Source organism: Phaeobacter sp. LSS9, assembly GCF_003443595.1.
Classification (GTDB): domain Bacteria; phylum Pseudomonadota; class Alphaproteobacteria; order Rhodobacterales; family Rhodobacteraceae; genus Phaeobacter; species Phaeobacter piscinae.
In genome coordinates this window covers 2,784,946-2,804,993 of sequence record NZ_CP031956.1, presented here as the reverse complement: position 1 = coordinate 2,804,993, position 20,048 = coordinate 2,784,946, and the positions used below count along the sequence as shown (strand labels likewise).

General features: G+C 59.7%; 18 protein-coding genes. 5 read left to right on the top strand and 13 right to left on the bottom strand.

Annotated features, from left to right (window positions below; all coding sequences use genetic code 11):
- Nucleotides 1-116: 116 nt before the first annotated feature.
- The 3 genes from pncB to pncA form a co-directional block, all read right to left on the bottom strand.
- Nucleotides 117-1,406, bottom strand: coding sequence for a nicotinate phosphoribosyltransferase (gene pncB / locus D1820_RS13455; RefSeq protein WP_096790189.1), 1,290 nt, complete (start codon nt 1,404-1,406; stop codon nt 117-119).
- Between the two features lie 64 nt (nt 1,407-1,470).
- Nucleotides 1,471-3,735 carry an ATP-binding protein gene (locus D1820_RS13450; protein WP_118069405.1) on the bottom strand — a complete coding sequence of 755 codons (2,265 nt, stop codon included), beginning with the start codon at nt 3,733-3,735 and terminating at the stop codon, nt 1,471-1,473.
- A gap of 58 nt (nt 3,736-3,793) precedes the next feature.
- The gene (gene pncA / locus D1820_RS13445; RefSeq protein ID WP_118070210.1) at nt 3,794-4,399 is read right to left on the bottom strand and encodes a bifunctional nicotinamidase/pyrazinamidase; all 606 of its coding nucleotides are present in this window, start codon (nt 4,397-4,399) and stop codon (nt 3,794-3,796) included.
- Between the two features lie 121 nt (nt 4,400-4,520).
- Between pncA and D1820_RS13440 the strand changes: the two genes are divergently transcribed.
- From D1820_RS13440 to D1820_RS13430, 3 genes are all read left to right on the top strand, one after another.
- Nucleotides 4,521-5,435 (top strand): rhodanese-related sulfurtransferase, encoded by a 915-nt coding sequence (locus D1820_RS13440; protein WP_040171720.1) that lies wholly within the window; start codon nt 4,521-4,523, stop codon nt 5,433-5,435.
- 295 nt (nt 5,436-5,730) lie between these two features.
- On the top strand, nt 5,731-5,955 hold the full coding sequence (locus D1820_RS13435; RefSeq protein WP_118070208.1) for a hypothetical protein: 225 nt from the start codon (nt 5,731-5,733) through the stop codon (nt 5,953-5,955).
- 4 nt (nt 5,956-5,959) lie between these two features.
- Entirely contained in the window at nt 5,960-6,949 is a 990-nt protein-coding gene (locus D1820_RS13430) for a Hint domain-containing protein (protein WP_118069404.1), read from the top strand.
- A gap of 87 nt (nt 6,950-7,036) precedes the next feature.
- On the opposite strand, the gene hpaH is transcribed toward D1820_RS13430, so the two are convergent.
- The 10 genes from hpaH to D1820_RS13380 form a co-directional block, all read right to left on the bottom strand.
- Nucleotides 7,037-7,837 carry a 2-oxo-hept-4-ene-1,7-dioate hydratase gene (gene hpaH / locus D1820_RS13425; protein ID WP_118069403.1) on the bottom strand — a complete coding sequence of 267 codons (801 nt, stop codon included), beginning with the start codon at nt 7,835-7,837 and terminating at the stop codon, nt 7,037-7,039.
- Nucleotides 7,834-8,688 (bottom strand): fumarylacetoacetate hydrolase family protein, encoded by an 855-nt coding sequence (locus D1820_RS13420; RefSeq protein WP_118069402.1) that lies wholly within the window; start codon nt 8,686-8,688, stop codon nt 7,834-7,836. Before D1820_RS13420 ends, hpaH begins: the two co-directional genes overlap by 4 nt.
- Nucleotides 8,685-9,668, bottom strand: a complete 984-nt coding sequence (gene hpaD, locus D1820_RS13415; RefSeq protein ID WP_040171727.1) for a 3,4-dihydroxyphenylacetate 2,3-dioxygenase — start codon at nt 9,666-9,668, stop codon at nt 8,685-8,687. Before hpaD ends, D1820_RS13420 begins: the two co-directional genes overlap by 4 nt.
- Nucleotides 9,668-11,179, bottom strand: a complete 1,512-nt coding sequence (gene hpaE / locus D1820_RS13410) for a 5-carboxymethyl-2-hydroxymuconate semialdehyde dehydrogenase (RefSeq protein WP_118069401.1) — start codon at nt 11,177-11,179, stop codon at nt 9,668-9,670. The genes hpaD and hpaE overlap by 1 nt, the downstream gene beginning before the upstream one ends.
- Nucleotides 11,176-11,565 (bottom strand): 5-carboxymethyl-2-hydroxymuconate Delta-isomerase, encoded by a 390-nt coding sequence (locus tag D1820_RS13405; RefSeq protein ID WP_118069400.1) that lies wholly within the window; start codon nt 11,563-11,565, stop codon nt 11,176-11,178. The genes hpaE and D1820_RS13405 overlap by 4 nt, the downstream gene beginning before the upstream one ends.
- Nucleotides 11,566-11,627: 62 nt before the next feature.
- The gene (locus D1820_RS13400; RefSeq protein WP_118069399.1) at nt 11,628-12,887 is read right to left on the bottom strand and encodes a Tm-1-like ATP-binding domain-containing protein; all 1,260 of its coding nucleotides are present in this window, start codon (nt 12,885-12,887) and stop codon (nt 11,628-11,630) included.
- Nucleotides 12,888-12,898: 11 nt separating this feature from the next.
- Nucleotides 12,899-14,383 carry an aldehyde dehydrogenase gene (locus D1820_RS13395; protein ID WP_118069398.1) on the bottom strand — a complete coding sequence of 495 codons (1,485 nt, stop codon included), beginning with the start codon at nt 14,381-14,383 and terminating at the stop codon, nt 12,899-12,901.
- A gap of 5 nt (nt 14,384-14,388) precedes the next feature.
- The gene (locus tag D1820_RS13390) at nt 14,389-15,906 is read right to left on the bottom strand and encodes a tripartite tricarboxylate transporter permease (RefSeq protein ID WP_118069397.1); all 1,518 of its coding nucleotides are present in this window, start codon (nt 15,904-15,906) and stop codon (nt 14,389-14,391) included.
- 12 nt (nt 15,907-15,918) lie between these two features.
- Entirely contained in the window at nt 15,919-16,458 is a 540-nt protein-coding gene (locus D1820_RS13385; protein ID WP_118069396.1) for a tripartite tricarboxylate transporter TctB family protein, read from the bottom strand.
- Between the two features lie 63 nt (nt 16,459-16,521).
- Nucleotides 16,522-17,466: a tripartite tricarboxylate transporter substrate-binding protein gene (locus D1820_RS13380; RefSeq protein WP_118069395.1), complete on the bottom strand. Its 945-nt coding sequence runs from the start codon at nt 17,464-17,466 to the stop codon at nt 16,522-16,524.
- A 116-nt stretch (nt 17,467-17,582) separates the two neighbouring features.
- Between D1820_RS13380 and D1820_RS13375 the strand changes: the two genes are divergently transcribed.
- Both D1820_RS13375 and D1820_RS13370 read left to right on the top strand, forming a co-directional pair.
- Entirely contained in the window at nt 17,583-18,392 is an 810-nt protein-coding gene (locus D1820_RS13375) for an IclR family transcriptional regulator (protein ID WP_118069394.1), read from the top strand.
- Nucleotides 18,389-19,735 carry an aminotransferase class III-fold pyridoxal phosphate-dependent enzyme gene (locus D1820_RS13370; RefSeq protein WP_118069393.1) on the top strand — a complete coding sequence of 449 codons (1,347 nt, stop codon included), beginning with the start codon at nt 18,389-18,391 and terminating at the stop codon, nt 19,733-19,735. The genes D1820_RS13375 and D1820_RS13370 overlap by 4 nt, the downstream gene beginning before the upstream one ends.
- Nucleotides 19,736-20,048: the final 313 nt, after the last annotated feature.

Here is a 20,048-nt window from a genome sequence, read left to right as displayed (position 1 = left end):
AGCGTTTAGGTCATAGGATCTGCCCAATTGTTTCGCGTGCGAAACATTGGGGCAGATCTGTTGCCGCAACTTGTTGGGACCCTTGCCAGACCGGCCGCAAAATACGCGAAGTATTGCTAGACAATTACCGCCTGACTTTGCTGGTCCCCAACACCGAACACCCGTTTGTAGCGGTCGATTTCCGCTTGCGGCCCCATCGCCTTCTCCGGGTTGTCGGAGAGTTTCACGGTAGGGTTGCCATTGGCAGAGACCGCCTTGCACACCAGCGAAAAGGGAGCCAGCGCATCGTCCGGCACCAGCCCGCGGAAATCATTGGTGAGCAGCGTTCCCCAGCCAAAGGACACTTTGGTCCGGTCTGAGAATTGCGCGTGCAGTTCCTTGATCTTGGCCACATCCAGCCCGTCGGAGAAGATCACCCGTTTGTCCTGCGGATCCTCGCCGCGGTCCTGCCACCAGCGAATGGCGGTTTCCGCGCCGCTGGCCGGATCGCCGCTGTCGATGCGGATGCCGGTCCACCCCGCCAACCAATCAGGCGCGCGATCCAGGAAACCCCGGGTGCCATAGGTGTCGGGCAGTATGATGCGCAGATTGCCTTCGTGTTCATCATGCCAGTCGGACAGCACGTCATAGGGCGCCTGCGCAAGGGCCGCATCATCCTTTGCCAGTGCAGAATAGACCATGGGGAGTTCATGGGCATTGGTGCCGATGGCCTCCACCTCGCGGCGCATCGCAATGAGGCAGTTGGAGGTGCCGGTGAATTTGTCGCCCAGCCCCTCCATCATGGCCTGCACGCACCAATCCTGCCAGAGAAACCCATGCCGACGGCGGGTGCCAAAATCGGCAATGCTGAGGCCATCTATATCGCGCAGCTGCTCGATTTTTTCCCAGACACGGGTCATGGCGCGGGCGTAGAGCACCTGCAGTTCGAACCGGCCCATGCTGTTGATCACCGCGCGGCTGCGCAGTTCCATCAGCACCGAGAGCGCCGGGATTTCCCAGAGCATGACCTCGGGCCATTTGCCCTCAAACGTCAGCTCATATTGGTCGCCTTTGCGCTCCAGCTCATAGGGGGGCAGGCGCAGCCCTTCGAACCACTCCATGAAGTCGGGGCGGAACATCTGGCGTTTGCCGTAAAAGGTGTTGCCGCGCAGCCAGGTGCTTTCGCCGCGTGACAGCGACAGGGAGCGGATGTGGTCCAGCTGTTCACGCAGCTCACCCTCGTCAATCAGATCCGCCAGCGGGATATGTTTGGAACGGTTGATAAGCGAAAACCGTACATGGGTGTCGCGCCGATTGCGAAACACCGACTGGCACATCAGCAGTTTGTAGAAATCCGTATCGATCAGGGATCGCACGATCGGATCGATCTTCCACTTGTGGTTATAGACGCGGGTTGCAATGTCCACAGGCGGCCTCATCCATCGTGTTTCAATGGTTGATAAAACAGCCCGCAGCCGGGAGCAAAGGAAATCAGACCGCGGCGCGGCGCCCCTGTGCCGGACAATGTTTGCGCAGGACCGCAAGCAGGTCATCGCGATTGATCGGTTTGCTGAGGAAATCGTCCATACCCGCCTTCAGACAGGCCTCGCGGTCGGAGTCAAAGGCGTTGGCGGTCAGCGCCGCAATCACCGGCTGACGAATGTCCATCTCGCGGATATTGCGGGTGGCATCCAGCCCGTTCATCACCGGCATCGACATGTCCATCAGGATGACGTCGGGGTCAAAATCAGGCGTTTTCTCCATCGCCTCTGCCCCGTCGACGGCAAATTCGAGCGTGACAGGTTCATCCTGCAGGTATTTCTCCACAAGGAGGCGGTTGATCCTGTTGTCCTCCGCCACAAGGATGCGCATCCCGTCTAGGGATCGCCCCGCCTGCTGGGCGCTGTCGGCAACCTCAACAAGGCCGGATCCGGTGGCAGGTTGCATCCGCATATGCACCGAGAAACAGGACCCTTTGCCCGGATCCGAGGTGACATCAATTTCGCCGCCCATCGCCTCGCACAACAGGCGCGAGATGGTGAGGCCCAGGCCGGTGCCGCCGAACCGCCGGGTGATCGCCGCATCCGCCTGAGAGAACCGTTCGAAGATCTGATCCTGCTTTGCCTTGGCAATGCCGATGCCGGTATCGGTCACGGAGAAGCGCAGGCGCAGCCGATCGCCAGCGCGGCTGGTGGCCACCGCGACCCGGATACCGCCGGATTCGGTGAATTTCACCGCATTGCCGACCAGGTTCAGCAACACCTGACGCAACCGCCGGTCATCGCCGTTGATCATCCGCGGCACATCCGGTGCAATATCCAGATCAAGGGTGATGCCCTTTTCCTGTGCCTGCGGTTCAAACAGCTGCAGGGTCTGCTGGAAACAGGCGGGCAGGTCAAAATCCACCTCGCTGAGGATCACCTCACCGGCGTCCATCTTCGACAGGTCAAGCACATCGTTGATCAGCGACAGCAGGGTGCGCGCAGAGCCGAGGATGGTGTCGGCATAGAGTTTCTGGTCCTCATTCAGCTGGGTGCGTTCCAGCATCTGCGCCATACCGATGACACCATTCATCGGAGTCCGGATTTCGTGGGACATGGTGGCGAGGAATTCGGATTTCACCCGTGCACCTTCCTCGGCGGCGATCCGGGCATCTTTCAGCTGCTGTTCATATTGTTTGGCAGCTGTGACATCGCGTTCAACGGCAATGATGGTTTCCACCGTGCCATCGTCGCGCAGCATCGGCACCTGATTGGTCTCCAGCCACAGGAGCTGGCCATCCTTGCGCCGGTTGCAGATCTCCAGCCGGAAGGGTTTGCCAGTGGTACGCCCTTTCTCCAGCGCCCGGACCACCGCCGTATCGGTTTCATCCCCGTTGAGCAACGCGCCCGGCATTTTGCCGATTGCCTCATCGTAGCGATAGCCGGTGATCCGGGTAAACGCCTCATTCACCCAGGTGATCCGGCCCTCCTCATCCATGAGAAACACGCTGTCATTGGCGTTTTCCGCCACCAGAGCAAGCCGCTGGGATTGCCGCTGCTGGGCCTGAAGCTTGGCGTTGATCTGGGCCAGCTGCTTATGTTGAAGCGCCATTGCCAACGTGTTCTTGCGGCTGCGGTTATGACGGCCGGTGATAAAGCTGACGAAGAAGAAGATACTGAAGTTGAGCACAGCCAGACCAGCGATCTGGAACAGCTGCACCTCCTCCATCCCGCCGCCGGTTTCGGCGTGGGATTCAAGCGCGATCATGGCCAGGGGTGTCAGACCGTAGATCGCCAGCCGCGTGATGCCGGCAGACACATTATAGGGTAGGATCACGGTGGCGTTGATGGCCGCACCGACCAGAATACCCACCGTGAAAAGCGGCGTGGCATGGGCTTGATGCAGGTGATCCTCAGAATGCATGAAAATTGATGGGGACCAGGCCAGAAACGCCAACGACAGGGCCTGAATTGCGGCGGTGATCGTGCTGATCACCTGCACGTGCCGAAAGCGCGCATCCTCCCCTATGGGCGTGGCCCGGGATAGGTACAGGGTGTCCAGCATGTCCCCCAGAAAGGCGACGAGAAAGACCAGCAGACCAACCAATGGAAAGGTCAGCAGCCCGATCAGCGCCGACAGCCCCGCCATTGTCATCTGGCGATAGATAAAATAATGGCGCCGCCCATCCGCATACCGGTTGAGCAGCCCACGCTGGCTGTATCGCCTATTGTAGGTTTCTAATGGCCCGTTTTTGAGCGCATCGGCCTGCGACATCTGCTTGCTAGGTCCCTGATGACGACGAGTCTCTTATTATCGTCAATTCGTTAACAACTTACCCAAGGGCACCGCGCAGCTGCACGCCAGCTGCCTGCATCTTCGCGATGGCCGCCGCCAGCGACCCCTCCAGATCAATCGCCCGGCAGGCCGTCAGATCAACCGTCACATCATATCCCAGCCGGGCGGCATCCAGCGCCGAGAAGGCAACGCAGAAATCCGTCGCCAGCCCAACCAGCGTCAGGTCCGAAAACCCCCGCGCCTGCAGATAGCCGTGCAAGCCGGTGGCCGTGCTCTGGTCATTTTCAAAGAACGCGGAGTAACTGTCGATCTCACGCCGGTAGCCTTTGCGCAGGATAAGATCGCCGCGCAGGTCCAGATCCGGATGAAACTGGGCGCCTGCACTGTCGATCACACAGTGATCCGGCCACAGAACCTGCGGGCCATAGGGCATCTCGACCATATCATAGGCGGCGGCATCGCGATGCTGCGAGGCAAAGGAGCTGTGGTCGCCGGGATGCCAATCCTGGGTCATCAGAACCGCATCATATTGCGCCATCATTGCATTGATCGGGGCCACGACCTGATCCCCCTCCGGCACCGCGAGAGCGCCGCCCGGGCAAAAATCCATCTGCACATCAATCACGATCAAAGCTTTGGTCATAAGGGTCTCCGCATCTTTGGTGACAGGGGTACGCGTCGCACACCCACCCGTCAACAAAGCTGCGCCGATGTCGCGGCCCGTGACCTTGCAGCGGCTTGTCTGCTTGGTGTAAAGCGGCGCCATGTATACGATTGCTGCGCTCTATCACTTCACCCGTTTCGACGACCCTGCCGCCATCAAACCGGCGCTGCTGACGCTGTGCGAGGCGCAGCAGGTCAAAGGCTCTCTGCTGCTGGCGCAGGAGGGGATCAATGGCACCATCGCCGGTCCGCGGGCCGGGATTGATGCGGTGCTGGCGCATATCAGGGCGCTGCCGGGATGCAGCGATCTGGACTGGAAAGAAGCCAGCAGCGATAAGCCCGCCTTTGGCAAGATGAAGGTGCGGCTGAAAAAAGAGATCGTGACCATGGGCCAGCCGGACATTGATCCGCGCGCCCGTGTCGGCAACTATGTGGAGCCGGAAGACTGGAATGATCTGATCCGCTCCGACGATGTGGTGGTGATCGACACCCGCAATGACTACGAGGTTGCCATCGGCACCTTTGAGGGCGCCATCGATCCGAAGACCGAGAGTTTTCGCGAGTTCCCCGCCTGGTGGGAAGAGAACAAGGACCGGTTTCACAACAAACGCGTGGCGATGTTCTGCACCGGCGGCATCCGCTGTGAGAAATCCACCAACTTCCTTATTGGGCAGGGTGTTGAGGACGTCTATCACCTGAAAGGTGGCATCCTGCGCTACCTTGAGGAAATGCCGAAAGAGGACAGCAGCTGGAATGGCGAATGTTTCGTCTTTGACAGCCGGGTGTCTGTTGGCCACGGATTGCAGGAAGGCCCGCATGAGCTGTGCAACGGCTGCCGCCGTCCCATTCTGCCTGAGGACAAGGCCAACCCCGCCTTTGAACAGGGCGTATCCTGCCATCTCTGCATCAATGAAACCTCAGAGGCGGACAAGGCCCGGTTCCGTGAACGCCAGAAACAGATGAAACTGGCGCGGCAGCGTGGCGAGGATCATCTGGGCCATCTGCCGCTGCGCTGATCCTGACACAAGACACAGCCCCTGGGTTTGTGTCTGCGCAATATGAACGACCGGCACCAGACCGGGGTTTAACCGACCGGCGCGCAACAGACCGGGGTGCAACAATCCCGCGCGGAGGCATACGCCCCCATTGTCGCCATGAAGAACCCCGGTTAAATTCCCCTAGGTCAGCTGCCATCCGAGCGACAGTCGGCACCCGGATGGCGGTGCAAATGGATAATATGTTTGGAGAAACGGCACACTGCCCTAAAGTGGTAGAGAGTCCTGCCTGAAGAGTGAGCCGAGGTTTATGGCGATGAGCAAGAACGCAGCATTTTGCGCCGCACTGAAATCCAGCAACGGGGTTGCGGTTGATCCGGCGGAACGTCAGCCGGTTGAGGCTGACCTGGGAGCTGATGCAATCCAGTATAAATTGACCCCAGCCGGTCTGCGCCAGCTGTTCCAATCGCTGTCGGACCAACCGCTGTCAGATCAGTCTCTGTCGGGCGGTGTCTCCGCCGATACCGGATCGCGAGGGTAGCGCGATGCCACAGTATACAGTCACAGCCTTCAGGTGGAGCGGGACTGGCTATAACGCCCAGTACAACACCTCCTACACCGCCACTTTGGACGATGACGACGCGGCCTATCAGGGAACTGGCGACGGCAATGAAAGCATCAGCATCAACGGCGGTGCCTTCAACGGGTCTACGGGGACGCCTTATGCGATCAATGTCTCCTTCACCGACACCGGCGGCACCGGACATGTCGAGACCTTCTATTTCTTCAACACCGGTGGCAGTTGGTATTTCGTGCCCGGGCCGGATTCTGAATTTACCGTCGGCGCGACGCTGGGCAGCTATCAGAACCATACCTCGGGCTGGAATTATGCCGACATCACCTGTTTTGCGCGCGGCACGCTGATCGAAACGGATCGTGGCCAAATCGCGGTTGAGGCCCTTGTTGCCGGCGATCGGGTTCGGGTCGCAGACGGCAGCTATCGCCCCTTGCGCATGGTGATGAGCCGCAAGCTCTCCGCCGCTGACGTGGCCGACAACCCCAAGCTGAGGCCGGTCAGAATCACCGCGGGTGCCCTGGGTCATGGGCTGCCGGAGCGCGATCTTCGGGTGTCGCGCCAGCACCGGATGCTGGTGTCGTCGAAAATCTCGGAGCGGATGTTTGTTGCCCCCGAGGTGCTGGTGGCTGCGGTGCGCCTGACAGAGCTTCCCGGTATTTTTGTTGAGCCGAACGACAAGGCGGTCGAGTATTTCCACCTGCTGTGCGATCAGCACGAAGTGATTTTCGCCGAAGGCGCCCCGACCGAAAGTCTGTTCACCGGCGCCGAGGCGCTGAAGGCGCTGCCCCCGGAGGCCTATGAGGAAATCACCCTGCTGTTTCCTGAGCTGCTTGCCCCGCACACCACAGCCCGCTCAGCCTGCCCGATCCCCAGCGGCAGACAGCAACGCCAGCTGGTGGCGCGCCATCTGAAGAACAACAAACCCATCCTTGGGGGCGTTCCAACAGAGGCGCCGTGACCTGCGCCCCGGCCGAGCATCGCAGGCTAGGGGCTCCTCGGGAAAATTGGACTGAGACAGCAGATCGCCTTCGGCCGTCATCTGTTATTACGCAAAACCGATCTCTACTGTGCCGAAGGGGCCGAAATCCGCAGCGATCTTTGTGCCAGACGGACATTCGACAGGGCGGATAAAGCTGCCCGACAGGACGATCTGACCCGGCTCAATGCGTTGACCATATTGCGCCATGCGGCGGGCCAGCCAGACCACGCTTTCGACCGGATCGTTGAGAACACCCGCCCCGAGGCCGGTTTCCTCAACCTGTCCGTTCCGGCTGGTGATCGCCCCGACCCAACGTAGATCAAAGGCATCAACCGAGTGGCGCTGAGCGCCCAGCACAACACCTGCATTGGCGGCGTTGTCGCTAATGGTGTCAAAGACATTCCGGCTTTGGCCGGTGGCATGGTCCTGGCGCGCGATGCGGGTGTCGAGAATTTCGAGGGCGGGCGTAACATAATCAGTGGCGGTCAGAACGTCGGTGCGCGTGACACTGCTGCCGCCAATCGCAGTTTTCATGACAAAGGCGATTTCCGCTTCGATCCGCGGCTGGATAAAACGGCCTTTGGGGATACGCCCACCATCGGCAAACAGCATATCATCGAAGAGGATACCGCTATCTGGAATGTCGATATTCAGGGCATATTGCATCGCCTTCGACGTGAGCCCGATTTTCCACCCGATGACCCGGCGCCCCTGGGCCAGCTTGGCCTGATGGATCGCTGACTGGATCGCATAGGCATCGTCCATGCCCATCTCCGGGTGCCGCAGGCTGAGCAATCCGATCTGCTGGCCGGTCTTCTCCGCCTGCAATAAATCCGCAGCGGCCTGCGCGTGGTCCTGCGGTGTCATGGCTGTTCGTCCTCAATCGTGTTTCTGAGAGTACCAATCCCTGTGACTTCTACCTCAACCACATCGCCGGGCTTCAGGTACTGAGGCGGATCAAGCCGCGCACCGGACCCTGTTGGCGTGCCGGTCACGATGACATCGCCCGGCTCCAGCGTCATAAAGGTGGAGATATATTCGATCTCCCGCCGGATCGGGTGCATCATCCGCGATAGGACATCGTCCTGTCGGATATCCCCGTTCACACGCGTAATGATCCGTGCGGTGTCCAACTGCGCAGGATCATTGAAAGGCACAAGCCAGGGGCCGATGGCACCGGAGTTATCCCAGTTCTTGCCCTGGGTGACGTTGAATTTTGCGTGCCGCACCCAATCGCGGATGGTGCCCTCGTTACAGATGGTCAACGCCGCAATGTGGTCATAGGCGTCGGCCTGCGCGATGCGCCGCCCTCCTTTGCCAATGATGATCGCAACCTCGCCTTCGTAATCGAGCATATGGCTCTCGGGCGGGCGGATAAGAGGGCGGTTGTGACCGGTGAAACCGCTGGCAAACCGGGGGAACAGCGACATGTATTTCGGCTGCGCGCTGCCGTCTTTGTATTCGGCGTTGCGGTCCGGGAAATTCACCCCGACACAGAGAATACGCCGCGCATTGGGCAGCACCATGTCGAACTGCACATCTGTATGGGTGACAGGTTGGTCCGTCGCTGCGACGGCAAGTTGATCGAGACCGCCCTCCCGGATCACATCCAGCAGCGTTGGCCACGCCGGAAAACGGGGGCTGAGCGCGATCATCCCGTCATCGGTTACGGCTCCGTAGAAATTCTGCCCATCCGCGCTGTAACTTGCAAACTTCATGGTGCGATGATCGGGCTGGCTTGCAACTCCGGCTCCCTTGGCGTGACGCCAACAAAACGGCTGCCATGCTTGAACCAGCTTTCCGGGGCCGGCGCCCCCCAGAGCGTCTGGCGCTGCGGATCCTTCAGATCCCATTTGATCGGCTCAAGGTCGGGATCGACAGTCTGATAATCGGAACAGTAGATCTCAATCCGGTGGCCATCGGGATCGAGGATATAGAGGAAAAAGGCGTTGGAAATGCCGTGTCGCCCCGGGCCTCGTTCGATATTGTCGACATAGCCGGTGGTCGCCATCAGATCGAGCAGATCAATGATATTGAGTGGGTTTGGCACCCAGAAGGCAACGTGATGCATGCGCGGACCGGTACCGTTGGTAAAGGCCATATCATGCACGCCACCTTTGCGATGCAGCCAGGCCGCCCAGAGTTTCTTGCTCTCCTCGTCTTCGGTGTATTCTGTCACACGGAAGCCGAAATCACTGTAAAAGGCGACCGAGGCATCTACGTCCTGGCTGAAGCAGTTGAAATGGTCGATCCGCAGCGGCTTCACTCCGCGATAGAGCTGGTATTGCTGGTGGATCGGCGCCAGCCGGTCCATTTTGTGATAGAATTCCAGCGGGATACCCATGTTATCCGAGGTCAGCAGTGTGCGCCCCTGATACGGGCGTTGCACCCATTCGGTTGGCCGTCCCTTCTTGCGGAAATAGGCATCGGCGCGATCCAGATCTTCCTCATCAAAGGTCTTGAAGCCCATCACCTCAACCGTGCCCGGCTGGTCCGATTGTTGCAGGATCACGCAATGGTGGCCGCGTTCCTCCATCGCGCGCAGATAGATACGGTTTTCATCCGCATCGCTGACCTGCAGGCCAAGGATTTCGGTATAGAATTTTTGAGACGCGGCCAGATCCTTGACGTTCAGGCAAACATGGCTGAGCCGGATGGTGTTGAAGTCGGGATAGAGATTTGGGGCTGGGACTGGCATCAGAGCGCTCCTAACTTCGTTATCTTGTGGGAGCCGGTGGCGAAACCGATGTGTTTTTGCTCCATGTAGAATTCAAACGACCAATCGCCGCCGTCGCGACCAATACCGGACGCCTTAACGCCGCCAAACGGAGTCGGCAGGTGGCGCACATTTTCAGAGTTTACCCAGATCATGCCCGCGTCCAGCCTGTCGGTGAACCGTAAGGCCCGGGTCAGGTCATTGGTCCAGAGATAACCGGTCAGCCCGTAAGCCGTGTCATTGGCCAGTGCCAGCGCTTCCTCTTCGGTGGTAAACGGGATGGATGTCAGCACCGGGCCGAAGATCTCCTCTTGGGCGATACGCATGTCATTGCGCGCATCCGTAAACAGGGTGGGCCTGATGAAATACCCCTCGTCGCCAAGGGGTTCGCCGCCGGACGCAATTGTTGCGCCGTCTTGCGCCGCGATGTCAAAATAACTGGTGACCTTGTTGAAATGCTCTTCGCTGACAAGCGGGCCGATTTCTGTCGTGGGGTCCAGCGGGTGGCCAACCTTGATGTTGTTGACGCGCGCGATCAGCCGGGCCTCAAAATCGTCCCTGATGCTGTCCTGTATCAGCAACCGCGACGATGAAGTGCAGCGTTCCCCGTTGATCGAGTAGATCATGAAAATCACCGCATCCAGCGCGCGCTCAAGATCTGCATCCTCAAAAACGATGACAGGGTTTTTGCCGCCCAGTTCGAGGTGGTTGCGCTTCAGCGTGTCGGCGCCCTGTTTGGTAATCAGACTGCCGGTGCGCGACTCACCCACAAAGGCGATGGCCCTGATGGCTGGATGTTCACAAAGCGCCTTGCCTGCCTCATCGCCAAACCCGTTGACCGTGTTCAGCACGCCGGGGGGCAGGCCGGCCTCCTCAGCGATTTCAACAAGCAGGCGGGCCGTCAGGGGCGAGGCTTCGGCGGGTTTGTGAACAACCGTGCAGCCTGCTGCCAACGCTGGCGCAATCTTCCACGTAGAGAGCATAAATGGCGTGTTCCATGGCGTGATCACCCCAACCGGGCCGATGGGGACACGGGTGGTCACATTCATCAGCGTCGGGGATTGCAGGTGTTGCCCGTCCCGGGCCTGCACCACCTGATCGGCAAAATAGCGAAAATTCTCGGCACCGCGCAGAGCGGCCTTGGACATGAATTTATAGGCTTGCCCGGTGTCCCAGCACTCGCAGAGTGCAATTTCCTCCGCGCGCGCCTCAATACCCTCGGCAATGCGGATCAGTATTTTCTTGCGCTGGACCGCAGGCAAATCCCGCCATTCCGCGAAGGCCTGCTGCGCCGCCTGAGCGGCCGCGTCGATGTCAGCCGCCGTTCCATGCGCCACATCACAGATCACGCTTTTGTCGACCGGGGATATGGTCTGAAACACGCCAGCCCCTCCGGCCACATCCGTACCCGCGATCCGGTTCCGGATCCCCGTGTCGCGGAACCGCGCAAGATAGCCGTCCAATTTGCCGATATTGCTGTCGAGCTGGCTCATGCCTTATCCTCCAGATGGTCGCGGATGTTTCCGAATTTGGGTGAAAGCTCCGCGTCGACGTCACGCATCTCCGCGGAGAGGGCGATGGGGCGGCTCTCCATCGCGCTGCGGGCAAAATCGCAAAGCACCGCAAATATGCGCGCGGTGGCGTCTTTCTTGACCGCAAGGCTGCGCCCTGCGCGCAGACGGATGGACAGGTCAATGAACCCGTGTGCGGGGTTGCCATCCGCCATCGCCACATGGTCCACCCGAACGGCGCGAACGCGGATCCCGGCGGTGGGAAAGGTGTCAATCTGCGCCGCTTCGGCACGGAGCGCCTCGCAGAGTGCCGTCATGTCCAGCGCCTCTTCAAGGTTGGCAGAATATTCGATCTGGAAATGCGGCATCACGGATCCTGCGGGTTATTGGTGATGTATTACTTATCAAGTTAAGTAAAAAATCGCCTGTGTCAATGTGGGGATCCACCAATTCGCCGTTCCGGCGAAATGATGCCTTCGGCGCACCAGCTGTCGAAAATGTCCAACACCTTGTCAGCGAAGGCGGCATCGTTGATGTGGCTGTCGATGCGATGTGCGGCGACATGGGCGGGCAATCTTGCCTCAAGCTCCGCCAGGAAGCGCGCCAGCCCGGCGCTGTCATGGAGGTCCGCGCCGTCCCGATCCCATTCGCCCAGCCCGCGTTCAGGTAGTATCACTGCGACGGGACCGGTGGCTGTCGCCAGCTGCGTCGCGTGGGCCTGCGCGACCTGCCGCCGCTCCTGCGTGTTGAGTACAACCGAGGTCAGCAGGCGATTATGTGCATGGGTCGGATGGTCGGCCCATTGCTCCGCAACCGGTTGCCAGCCGACCACATCCACGAGATCGTAACAGCCAGGTGCGACGATCTGCGGGATCCCTGCGAGACCCGCATTGGTCAGCCGGTCCGCCCCGGCGGAGATAGCTGATCCGTGGATCTGATTCCCAAGTTCCTGCGTACAAAAATCAAAAACACAGGCAAAGGCGCGCTGTTTTGCGAGGCTTTCAAACGCCCGCCCCCCCATGCCTGTGGCGTGAAATACAGCGACCTCAAAACCCCGCGCCTCCAGCGCCGGTTTCAGCGGGATGACATATTTCAGCGCCGAGGTACCGAGGGACATAATCCCGATCAGCGGTTTATCCGGGTCCGGCATCTGCACTGCCCGCGCCGCGCCGAGAACCGCCCCAGCGGCCTGGCTAAGCGAGGCCCTGCACACCGAGTTAAGACCATATAGCCCTCCCGCCCATAAGATCATCTGGGTGTCAGGGGCCAATCGCTCGGCTGGGATCAGCGGCGAGAAAGCAACCGTTGAGACGATGTACTTCGGCACGCCAAGCGGCAATGCGGAACAGACATCAAGTGCCAGATCGGTGCCCATTGTCCCGCCCAGAACAATCACGCCATCAAAGGCGGCGGCGCTGTGCAGCCGTGCCGCCAGCTCGCTCGCCCCGCGCGCCATGATCTGCATCGCGGTGTTTTCGTCACCACTGTCGATAGCGGTCTGGATAGAACTGTCACCAGCCGTTGCCACATCATGTTTTGAATAATCGGTCGGGGTCGCAGGATCGCCCAGCACCGAGACATCCATGGTCAGCACCTGGCCGCCCTGGTCACGAATAACCCCCGCGAGGAAGCTCAACTCATCGTCTTTGGTATCATAGGTGCCGATCACCAGAATGGTTTTATTAGTCATGACACCCCCCTTTAAAGCTTCATCCATGCGGTTTTCAGATTGATGTATTTGTCGATGGCATGGAGCGATTTATCTGCGCCATTGCCGGATTGCCCGACCCCGCCAAGAGGCACCGTGCCGTCTGCTCCGCCATAGGTGTTGACGTGCATGACGCCCGTTCTCACGCCCCGCACCATGCGATGGGCCCGGCTCAGCCCGGAGGTCCAGACCGCGCCCGCGAGGCCGTAGACCGTGGCATTGGCAATCCGCAGGGCTTCGGCGTCAGTCTCAAACGGCGTGACGGCAAGCACCGGGCCGAAGACCTCCTCCTGTGCCAGAGTTGCATCAGGCGTCACGCCGGTGACAATTGTAGGCGCCATGTAAGAGCCACCGGTTTCCGACAGCAAACGCTGCCCCCCGGTGACGATCTGTCCTCCCTCCGCTTCTGCTTTGGCGACACATTGCAGGTTTCTGGCCAGCTGTGCTTCGGAATTGATCGCGCCGATCTGCGTGTCGAGCCGGAGCGGGTCGCCGACCCGCATCGCCTGTGCTGCCTTCACCACCTCTTCGACAAAGGCGTCATGAATCGAGGCCTCCACCAGGAGCCGCGATCCCGCCACGCAGACCTGACCGGCGTTGCGGAAAATACCCGCAGCGGTGACTTGCGCCGCCTCTGTCAGATCTGGCGCGTCGGCAAAGACGATATTGGGGGATTTACCCCCCAGCTCCAGATACACACGTTTCAGATTGGAGCGCGCGGCATAGTCCATCAGACGGCGCCCGGTTTGCCCTGATCCGGTGAAGACCAAAACGTCAACATCCATGGAGAGCCCAAGCGCTTCGCCCACCACCGCGCCTTCCCCGGTGACCGCGTTCAAAACACCCGGCGGCAGCCCGGCCTCCAATGCCAGTTCCGCCATACGCATCAGCGAGAGTGACGCCATCTCAGACGGCTTCAGAACCACAGAGTTCCCCATGGCCAATGCTGGCGCCAGCTTCCATGCGCCGATCATCATCGGGAAATTCCAGGGAATGATCGCGCCGACAACGCCGACCGGTTCCTTGTGGATCATCCCAAGGATGTCCCCGGCGGTTGGAGCGATTTCGCCATAGATCTTGTCCAGCGCTTCGGCATAGTAGCGAATGGTCGCGGCGGCGGATCCCGGTTCGGCCTTCAGCGCCATGCTGATCTCGGTGCCATTATCCCGCACACCCAGAACCGCAAGGTTCAGCGCGTCCGCCTCAATCAGGTCCGCCCATTTCATCAGCACCTTCTTGCGCGCAGCCGGGGGTTGGCCGGCCCAGCGGCGGTCCTCAAAGGCGGCGCGAGCGGAGGTGATGGCACGTTCCATATCCGTTGCTGTTCCCCGCGCAATCCGGGTCAACACCTGCCCGTCGATGGGCGAAAGCACCTCCATCGTCGCACCATCGGAGGCGGCAACCTGCTGCCCGTCAATCAGATGTGAAAAACACGGCACAGGCTGCGCACGCAGGGTATCAATTTTGGTTTGGTCCATTGGGGTTACCTTGTCTGGCTATCGTGCAAATCATGGTCTTCATCCGGTTGATGCAGCTGCCATTCCCGCATCAATGCGCGGATATGCAGCGCCAGAACCAAGACGATCAGCGCGAAAAGAATGAAGGAAATCGGCCGGTCAATCATATCAAACGGTGTTTTGAGTCTGGGCAGGGCAGAACGCAGTTTGACCTCCATGATGCCGCCCAGAACCATGCCCAGAATGATCGGCACAATCGGCAGGTTCAGGCGCTTGAGGATCAGGCCGAACACGCCAAACCCCGCAGCAATCATACAGTCCGTAAGGGAGTTCCGCAGCGAGTAGACCCCGACAAAGGACAACAAAAGGATCAGCACCCCCAGAAACCGGGTCGGGATCCGGATGATCCGGGTCAGCAGGTTGGTGGACACCATCAGAAAGGCCACCACGATCACATTCAGCAGGATCAGCGCCAGATAGAGGCCATAGACCAGATCGATATTGTTCTGAAATAGCTGTGGGCCGGGGATGACATTGTGAACATAGAACACTGACAGCATCATGGCGGTCAGAGCCTCGCCCGGAATACCAAGCGCCAGCAGCGGGATCATGGCCGCAGCCGGGACGGCGTTGTTTGCAGCCTCTGAAGCGATCAGCCCTTCGGGAGAGCCTTTGCCAAACAGATCCGGCGTCTTGGAGGTTTTCTGCGCGTAGGTGTAGCTCATGAACTGGGCCGTAAACTCACCAGTGCCGGGGATCATGCCCAAGATCACACCGCAGCCGGAGGCGACCGTGGCAACCCGCTTGTGACGCATCAATTCACGTATGCCTGCACTCATGCGTCCGGACACCGGTTTGGCATCCGGACTGTTGTCCGGTGTCGTAAGCAGAAAAAACGCCTGACTGAGCGCAAAGAGGCCAAGCACGACAACAATCAGATTCACGCCGGAGCTGAGAAAGGTCAGACCAAAAGTGTAGCGCTGGGTATAGGTCACCGCATCCAGGCCGATGGTTTGCAGAAAGATACCAAACATGGCCAAAACACCGGCTGCGAATATCTGACCGCGGTGGGCGAGGATCACCAGAATAACCCCAAGAAGTGCCGCCAGAAAAATCTCTCTGGACCCAAACATCGGAGCCACCAGCGCCAAAACCGGCGACAACAGGATCAGGCAACCAATGCCAAATATTCCGCCCCAGAAAGACGCGCTATAGGCCAGCGAAAGCGCACGGTGGGCGTCGCCTTTCTGTGTCATCGGGTGGCCATCGTAGGAGGTGAGCGCATTGACCGCTGTGCCCGGTGTATTGATCAGGACAGCCGGAATGGCGCCGCCATACATCGAGGAGCCGTAAATCCCCAGCAGCATCGTTAACCCCACGATCGGGTCGAAAGCAAAGGTCGCGGGCAGGAGGATTGCGATGGCGACCGCCGGGCCAACCCCCGGGATCGCGCCGATCACGACGCCGCCGATTGATCCGACCAACAGCGCAACGAGCACGTCCCAGCGTGCAAGCATCTCGGCTCCGGCGAGGAGGTTTTCCATCGAGTGTTCCGTTCAAAAATAGGTCAGCATGATTTGGCGCAACCCGTCCGGCAGCACCTCATAAACACGGCCAGCGGGCAGGTTCACCTTCAGCAAGGTTTTGAACAGCAGCACGATCACCCCTGCAGAAGCTGCCGCACTGGCAAGCGCTGCTGGTCGCCGGTAGCCGGCCCGCAGAGCCAAAGCGACTGCGAAAAGGACCGTGGCCGGAAGGTAGCCCGCATAGGGCACGGCGGCCGCATAGGCGATAAACCAACCGGCATATTCCAGTGAGGACAGCCAAAGCCAGACCTCCTGCCAGCGGCCATGGATACGCTCAGACAGAACGGAACCAAGCAGGTGAAACGCCGCAAACCCTGCCATGCCTGTTAGGGAAACCGCCGGCCAGAATCGGGGCTGGGCAAACAGCGGCCCGCCATTGCGCCACGCGGTCTGTTCGTAAAGCTGCGCCAGCAGCAGCAGCGCCACAATGAGGATAATCCAGGCAAACACGATATCGCCCGGTCTGCGATAGCGTTTGAATAAGGCTTGAAGCGTTTTGACCCGCGACATCTGTCCCCCCGTCGTGAATGGCCATGACCGGGCGGTGGCACCGCCCGGCGTCCCCGGTCGTGCTTATTCGGAGAGCATTTTCTCAATCCGGGCCATGGTCTCGGTGTCGGTCTGGATCTGCGTGACCACGTCTGCCGCGGGCTGCCAGTAAACCGCCGCGCCCGTTTCTGCAGCAAGCGCCTGAGCCCGATCGGACATCACGGTTTTCTGGGCGACAGCAATAATCTTGTCGCGCACGTCCTGCGGCGTTTCCTTGTGAACAAACAGCCCATTCCAAAGAGAGACGTTCAGATCCGGCGCCAGCTCTGCGACGGTTGGCGCCCCGGCGATCAACGGGATTCGCTCTGAACCAATGGAGGCGAGCACCTTCACATCATCGAGGCACGGCAGGATCAATTGCAGCGTGGTGTTGATCACATCCACATCGCCAGAGGCCAATGTGTTGCAATCCAGCGCGTCAAACGCCGCATCCGAGGCGTAGGAAAACCCCATCTCCTTGGCCAAACCCAATGTCACCTGAGTTGGGACCAAGGGCGCACCGAAATGACCCAAAACCACATCGTTCTCCGCCGCATGAGCCGCCAGCCCGGCGATGTCATCATAGGGCGCATCAGCGCTGGCAGCGATCACAAACGGATAGGTCAGAAAATTGCCCAATGGGACAAATGGATCCGGGCTCAGTTGCGGAATGCCGATCTGCGGGCCAACCACCGGGATCGCGATAATAAAGGAGCCGATGGTGTAGCCATCTGCAGGCGCCTCTGCCACCGCAACCGCGCCAGGGAATGGCCCGCCGCCACCGCCGGGTTTGTTCACTACAGCAGTTGGCACATCATAGGCCGCCGAGAAATCCTCAGCAATCATGCGGGTCAGAACGTCCTCCAGATCGCCGGGCGGCCATGGCACCACAAATTCTACGGGTTTTTCCGGGTATTCGGCATGAACCGCACCGGCAGCAGCAGCGACGGCCAAGGCAAGCGCGGTAATAGATTTTTTGAATTTCGACATGTTTCCCCTCCCTTTGACTGGTTCGTATATCAAACCAGTGTTTCGTAAAAAAGGTTGCCTTGCTATCTATCATGTGTCAAATTATTTCTGACTCCACAGGAACGGTGACCGACGACATGTCCTCTGCAACCAAAACGCTGGCACTTCTGTCGCACTTCTCGGCCGACCGCCCGGAAATCGGCCTATCGCAGCTGTGCAGGATTGCCGGGCGCGACAAGGCAACCACATATCGCCATCTCCAAGCCCTTGAGACAGCTGGATTTATCGAGCAGAACCCAACGACAAAACACTATCGGCTGGGCCCCGCTGTCCTACAGTTGGCGCAGGTGCGGGAGGCTACTGTCCCGCGCAAGCTTGGGGCGCAATTGCCATTGTCGCAGCTCGCCGACGTGACTGGCGAGACGGCGCATGTCTCGGTGGTGTCGGGCAGCACACTCTACGCGCTTGCGTCCTGCGAATCGCCTCGTCACGGCACACGGGCGATCATCGACATCACAACATTTCCACTCCACGCGACGGCATCAGGCCTTTGCGCGCTGGCTTTTGGCCCTGACGCGATGCTGGAAGCCGCACTCTCCCAGATGGACAGGTTCACCCCGCATACAGCCACCACAGCGGAGGCGTTGAGCGATCTGATCACCGACGCGCGCGCTACCGGCTTTGGCTGTTCGGACCGCAGCTTTGAGGCGGAAATCCACAGTCTCTCTGCGCCGCTCTACGATCAGACCGGCCTGTTTGCGGGCGCCGTTTCGGTGGCCAGCGTCGCCACACGTGTGTCCCCCGAGCAAGAGCAGTTGATCAAAACAGAACTGATCAAAGCGAGCCGCGACATCACCCGAAACTGGGGGGGGCAGCTCCCCGCAAATGTGACATCCGCCTGGGCCAGTGAGTCCAGTCGGCACTATGAAACGGATTCCACATCATGACAGAGTCAAACTTCCTCAAGGAACACAACGGCCGCCTGATGTGGCATCCGATGACCTCACCGCAGGACAGTGTCGCGCAGCCGCCCAAGATCATCACCAGTGCCGAGGGCGTGTCCATCACGGACATTGACGGGCATCGGGTCATTGACGGGGTTGGCGGCCTATGGAATGTGAACCTCGGCTATTCCTGCCAGCCGGTTAAGGACGCGATGGCTGCACAGCTGGAGAAGCTGCCGTATTACTCTACCTTTCGCGGAACATCGAATGATGCGGCGATTGAGCTGTCCTATGAACTCAGCCGGTTCTTCGCTCCAGATGGCCTGAGCCGAGCCTTCTTCACCTCCGGCGGCTCGGATTCCGTGGAGACCGCGCTGAGGCTGGCGCGACAATATCACAAACTGCGTGGCGACAGCGGCCGAACCAAGTTCCTCAGCCTCAAGAAAGGCTATCATGGCACCCATATCGGCGGCGCCTCGGTAAACGGAAACGCCAACTTCCGGAATGCTTACGAACCGCTGCTTCCCGGCTGTTTTCATATCCCGGCCCCCTATACCTATCGCAACCCCTTCAACGAAAGCGACCCGGAGCGTCTGGCCCAGCTTTGCGCCGCCGCGTTGGAGGATGAGATCGCCTTCCAGGGCGCCAATACGATTGCCGCGATGATCATGGAGCCGATCCTCGGGGCGGGCGGTGTGATCCCGCCCCATCCGTCATTTGCGCCAATGGTCCAGGAGATCTGCAATCGCAACGGCATCCTGCTGATCACCGACGAAGTGATCACGGCTTATGGACGCACAGGGGCCTGGTCGGGGGCCCGGCTCTGGGGCATCCAGCCCGATATGATGTGTACCGCAAAAGCGATCACAAACGGCTATTTCCCGTTTGGCGCGGTCATGATGGGTGACCGGATGATTGAGGTCTTTGAGGAGAACCCCGACGCCAAGATTGGCCATGGCTATACCTATTCCGGCCATCCCGTCGGTGCGGCGGCCGCGCTCGCCTGTCTGGCAGAGATGCAGCGCCTGAATGTGACCGCAACAGCAGCGGCTCGCGGCACCCAGCTGTACGAGGGGTGTCTGGCCCTGAAGGACCGTTTTGATGTCATCGGCGATGTTCGGGGCGGCTATGGGCTGATGACAGCCCTCGAACTGGTGAGTGATCGCCAGACACGGGCGCCGCTTGACGGGCGCCGGGCTCTGGCCGTTCAGGAGGCCTGCTACGAAGCCGGTGCATTGATCCGGGTTTCGGGTGCAAACGTGATTCTGTCCCCGCCGCTCGTCATGAGTGAAGCAGATGCAGGCGGTTTGCTGGACGCGCTGCGGGTTGGTGTTGGTGCAGCATAGGACCTCTCTTGGCTCTGTTTACATCCTTGTGCTTTCAGCGGGCTTGTCCCAAACGCAGGAAGCCGCCCGGAGGCGGCTGTAAGTATGTGTTATGTTTTGGTATTATTGGTTGCGGGAGTAGGATTTGAACCTACGACCTTCAGGTTATGAGAGCGCTTAGGGGTCTCGCACCCTCTGCCCAGATTTGCGCCCACCTACCCTATCTTATTGGTATCGCTCATTTTTCATTGACGCCAAACTTCACCGGCTTCTACCTCTTACGCCAATATATGCGTTCACTTGCTTCCACAGTGCTTCCACGGAAGCGGAGCAG

What these genes read in the sequence shown, in the direction of transcription:
- D1820_RS13450 (WP_118069405.1), bottom strand. Translation starts at nt 3,735, where the DNA reads ATGTCGCAGGCCGATGCGCTCAAAAACGGGCCATTAGAAACCTACAAT.
- pncA (WP_118070210.1), bottom strand. Translation starts at nt 4,399, where the DNA reads ATGACCAAAGCTTTGATCGTGATTGATGTGCAGATGGATTTTTGCCCG.
- D1820_RS13440 (WP_040171720.1), top strand. Translation starts at nt 4,521, where the DNA reads ATGTATACGATTGCTGCGCTCTATCACTTCACCCGTTTCGACGACCCT.
- D1820_RS13435 (WP_118070208.1), top strand. Translation starts at nt 5,731, where the DNA reads ATGAGCAAGAACGCAGCATTTTGCGCCGCACTGAAATCCAGCAACGGG.
- D1820_RS13430 (WP_118069404.1), top strand. Translation starts at nt 5,960, where the DNA reads ATGCCACAGTATACAGTCACAGCCTTCAGGTGGAGCGGGACTGGCTAT.
- hpaH (WP_118069403.1), bottom strand. Translation starts at nt 7,837, where the DNA reads ATGACACCGCAGGACCACGCGCAGGCCGCTGCGGATTTATTGCAGGCG.
- D1820_RS13420 (WP_118069402.1), bottom strand. Translation starts at nt 8,688, where the DNA reads ATGAAGTTTGCAAGTTACAGCGCGGATGGGCAGAATTTCTACGGAGCC.
- hpaD (WP_040171727.1), bottom strand. Translation starts at nt 9,668, where the DNA reads ATGCCAGTCCCAGCCCCAAATCTCTATCCCGACTTCAACACCATCCGG.
- hpaE (WP_118069401.1), bottom strand. Translation starts at nt 11,179, where the DNA reads ATGAGCCAGCTCGACAGCAATATCGGCAAATTGGACGGCTATCTTGCG.
- D1820_RS13405 (WP_118069400.1), bottom strand. Translation starts at nt 11,565, where the DNA reads ATGCCGCATTTCCAGATCGAATATTCTGCCAACCTTGAAGAGGCGCTG.
- D1820_RS13400 (WP_118069399.1), bottom strand. Translation starts at nt 12,887, where the DNA reads ATGACTAATAAAACCATTCTGGTGATCGGCACCTATGATACCAAAGAC.
- D1820_RS13395 (WP_118069398.1), bottom strand. Translation starts at nt 14,383, where the DNA reads ATGGACCAAACCAAAATTGATACCCTGCGTGCGCAGCCTGTGCCGTGT.
- D1820_RS13390 (WP_118069397.1), bottom strand. Translation starts at nt 15,906, where the DNA reads ATGGAAAACCTCCTCGCCGGAGCCGAGATGCTTGCACGCTGGGACGTG.
- D1820_RS13385 (WP_118069396.1), bottom strand. Translation starts at nt 16,458, where the DNA reads ATGTCGCGGGTCAAAACGCTTCAAGCCTTATTCAAACGCTATCGCAGA.
- D1820_RS13380 (WP_118069395.1), bottom strand. Translation starts at nt 17,466, where the DNA reads ATGTCGAAATTCAAAAAATCTATTACCGCGCTTGCCTTGGCCGTCGCT.
- D1820_RS13375 (WP_118069394.1), top strand. Translation starts at nt 17,583, where the DNA reads ATGTCCTCTGCAACCAAAACGCTGGCACTTCTGTCGCACTTCTCGGCC.
- D1820_RS13370 (WP_118069393.1), top strand. Translation starts at nt 18,389, where the DNA reads ATGACAGAGTCAAACTTCCTCAAGGAACACAACGGCCGCCTGATGTGG.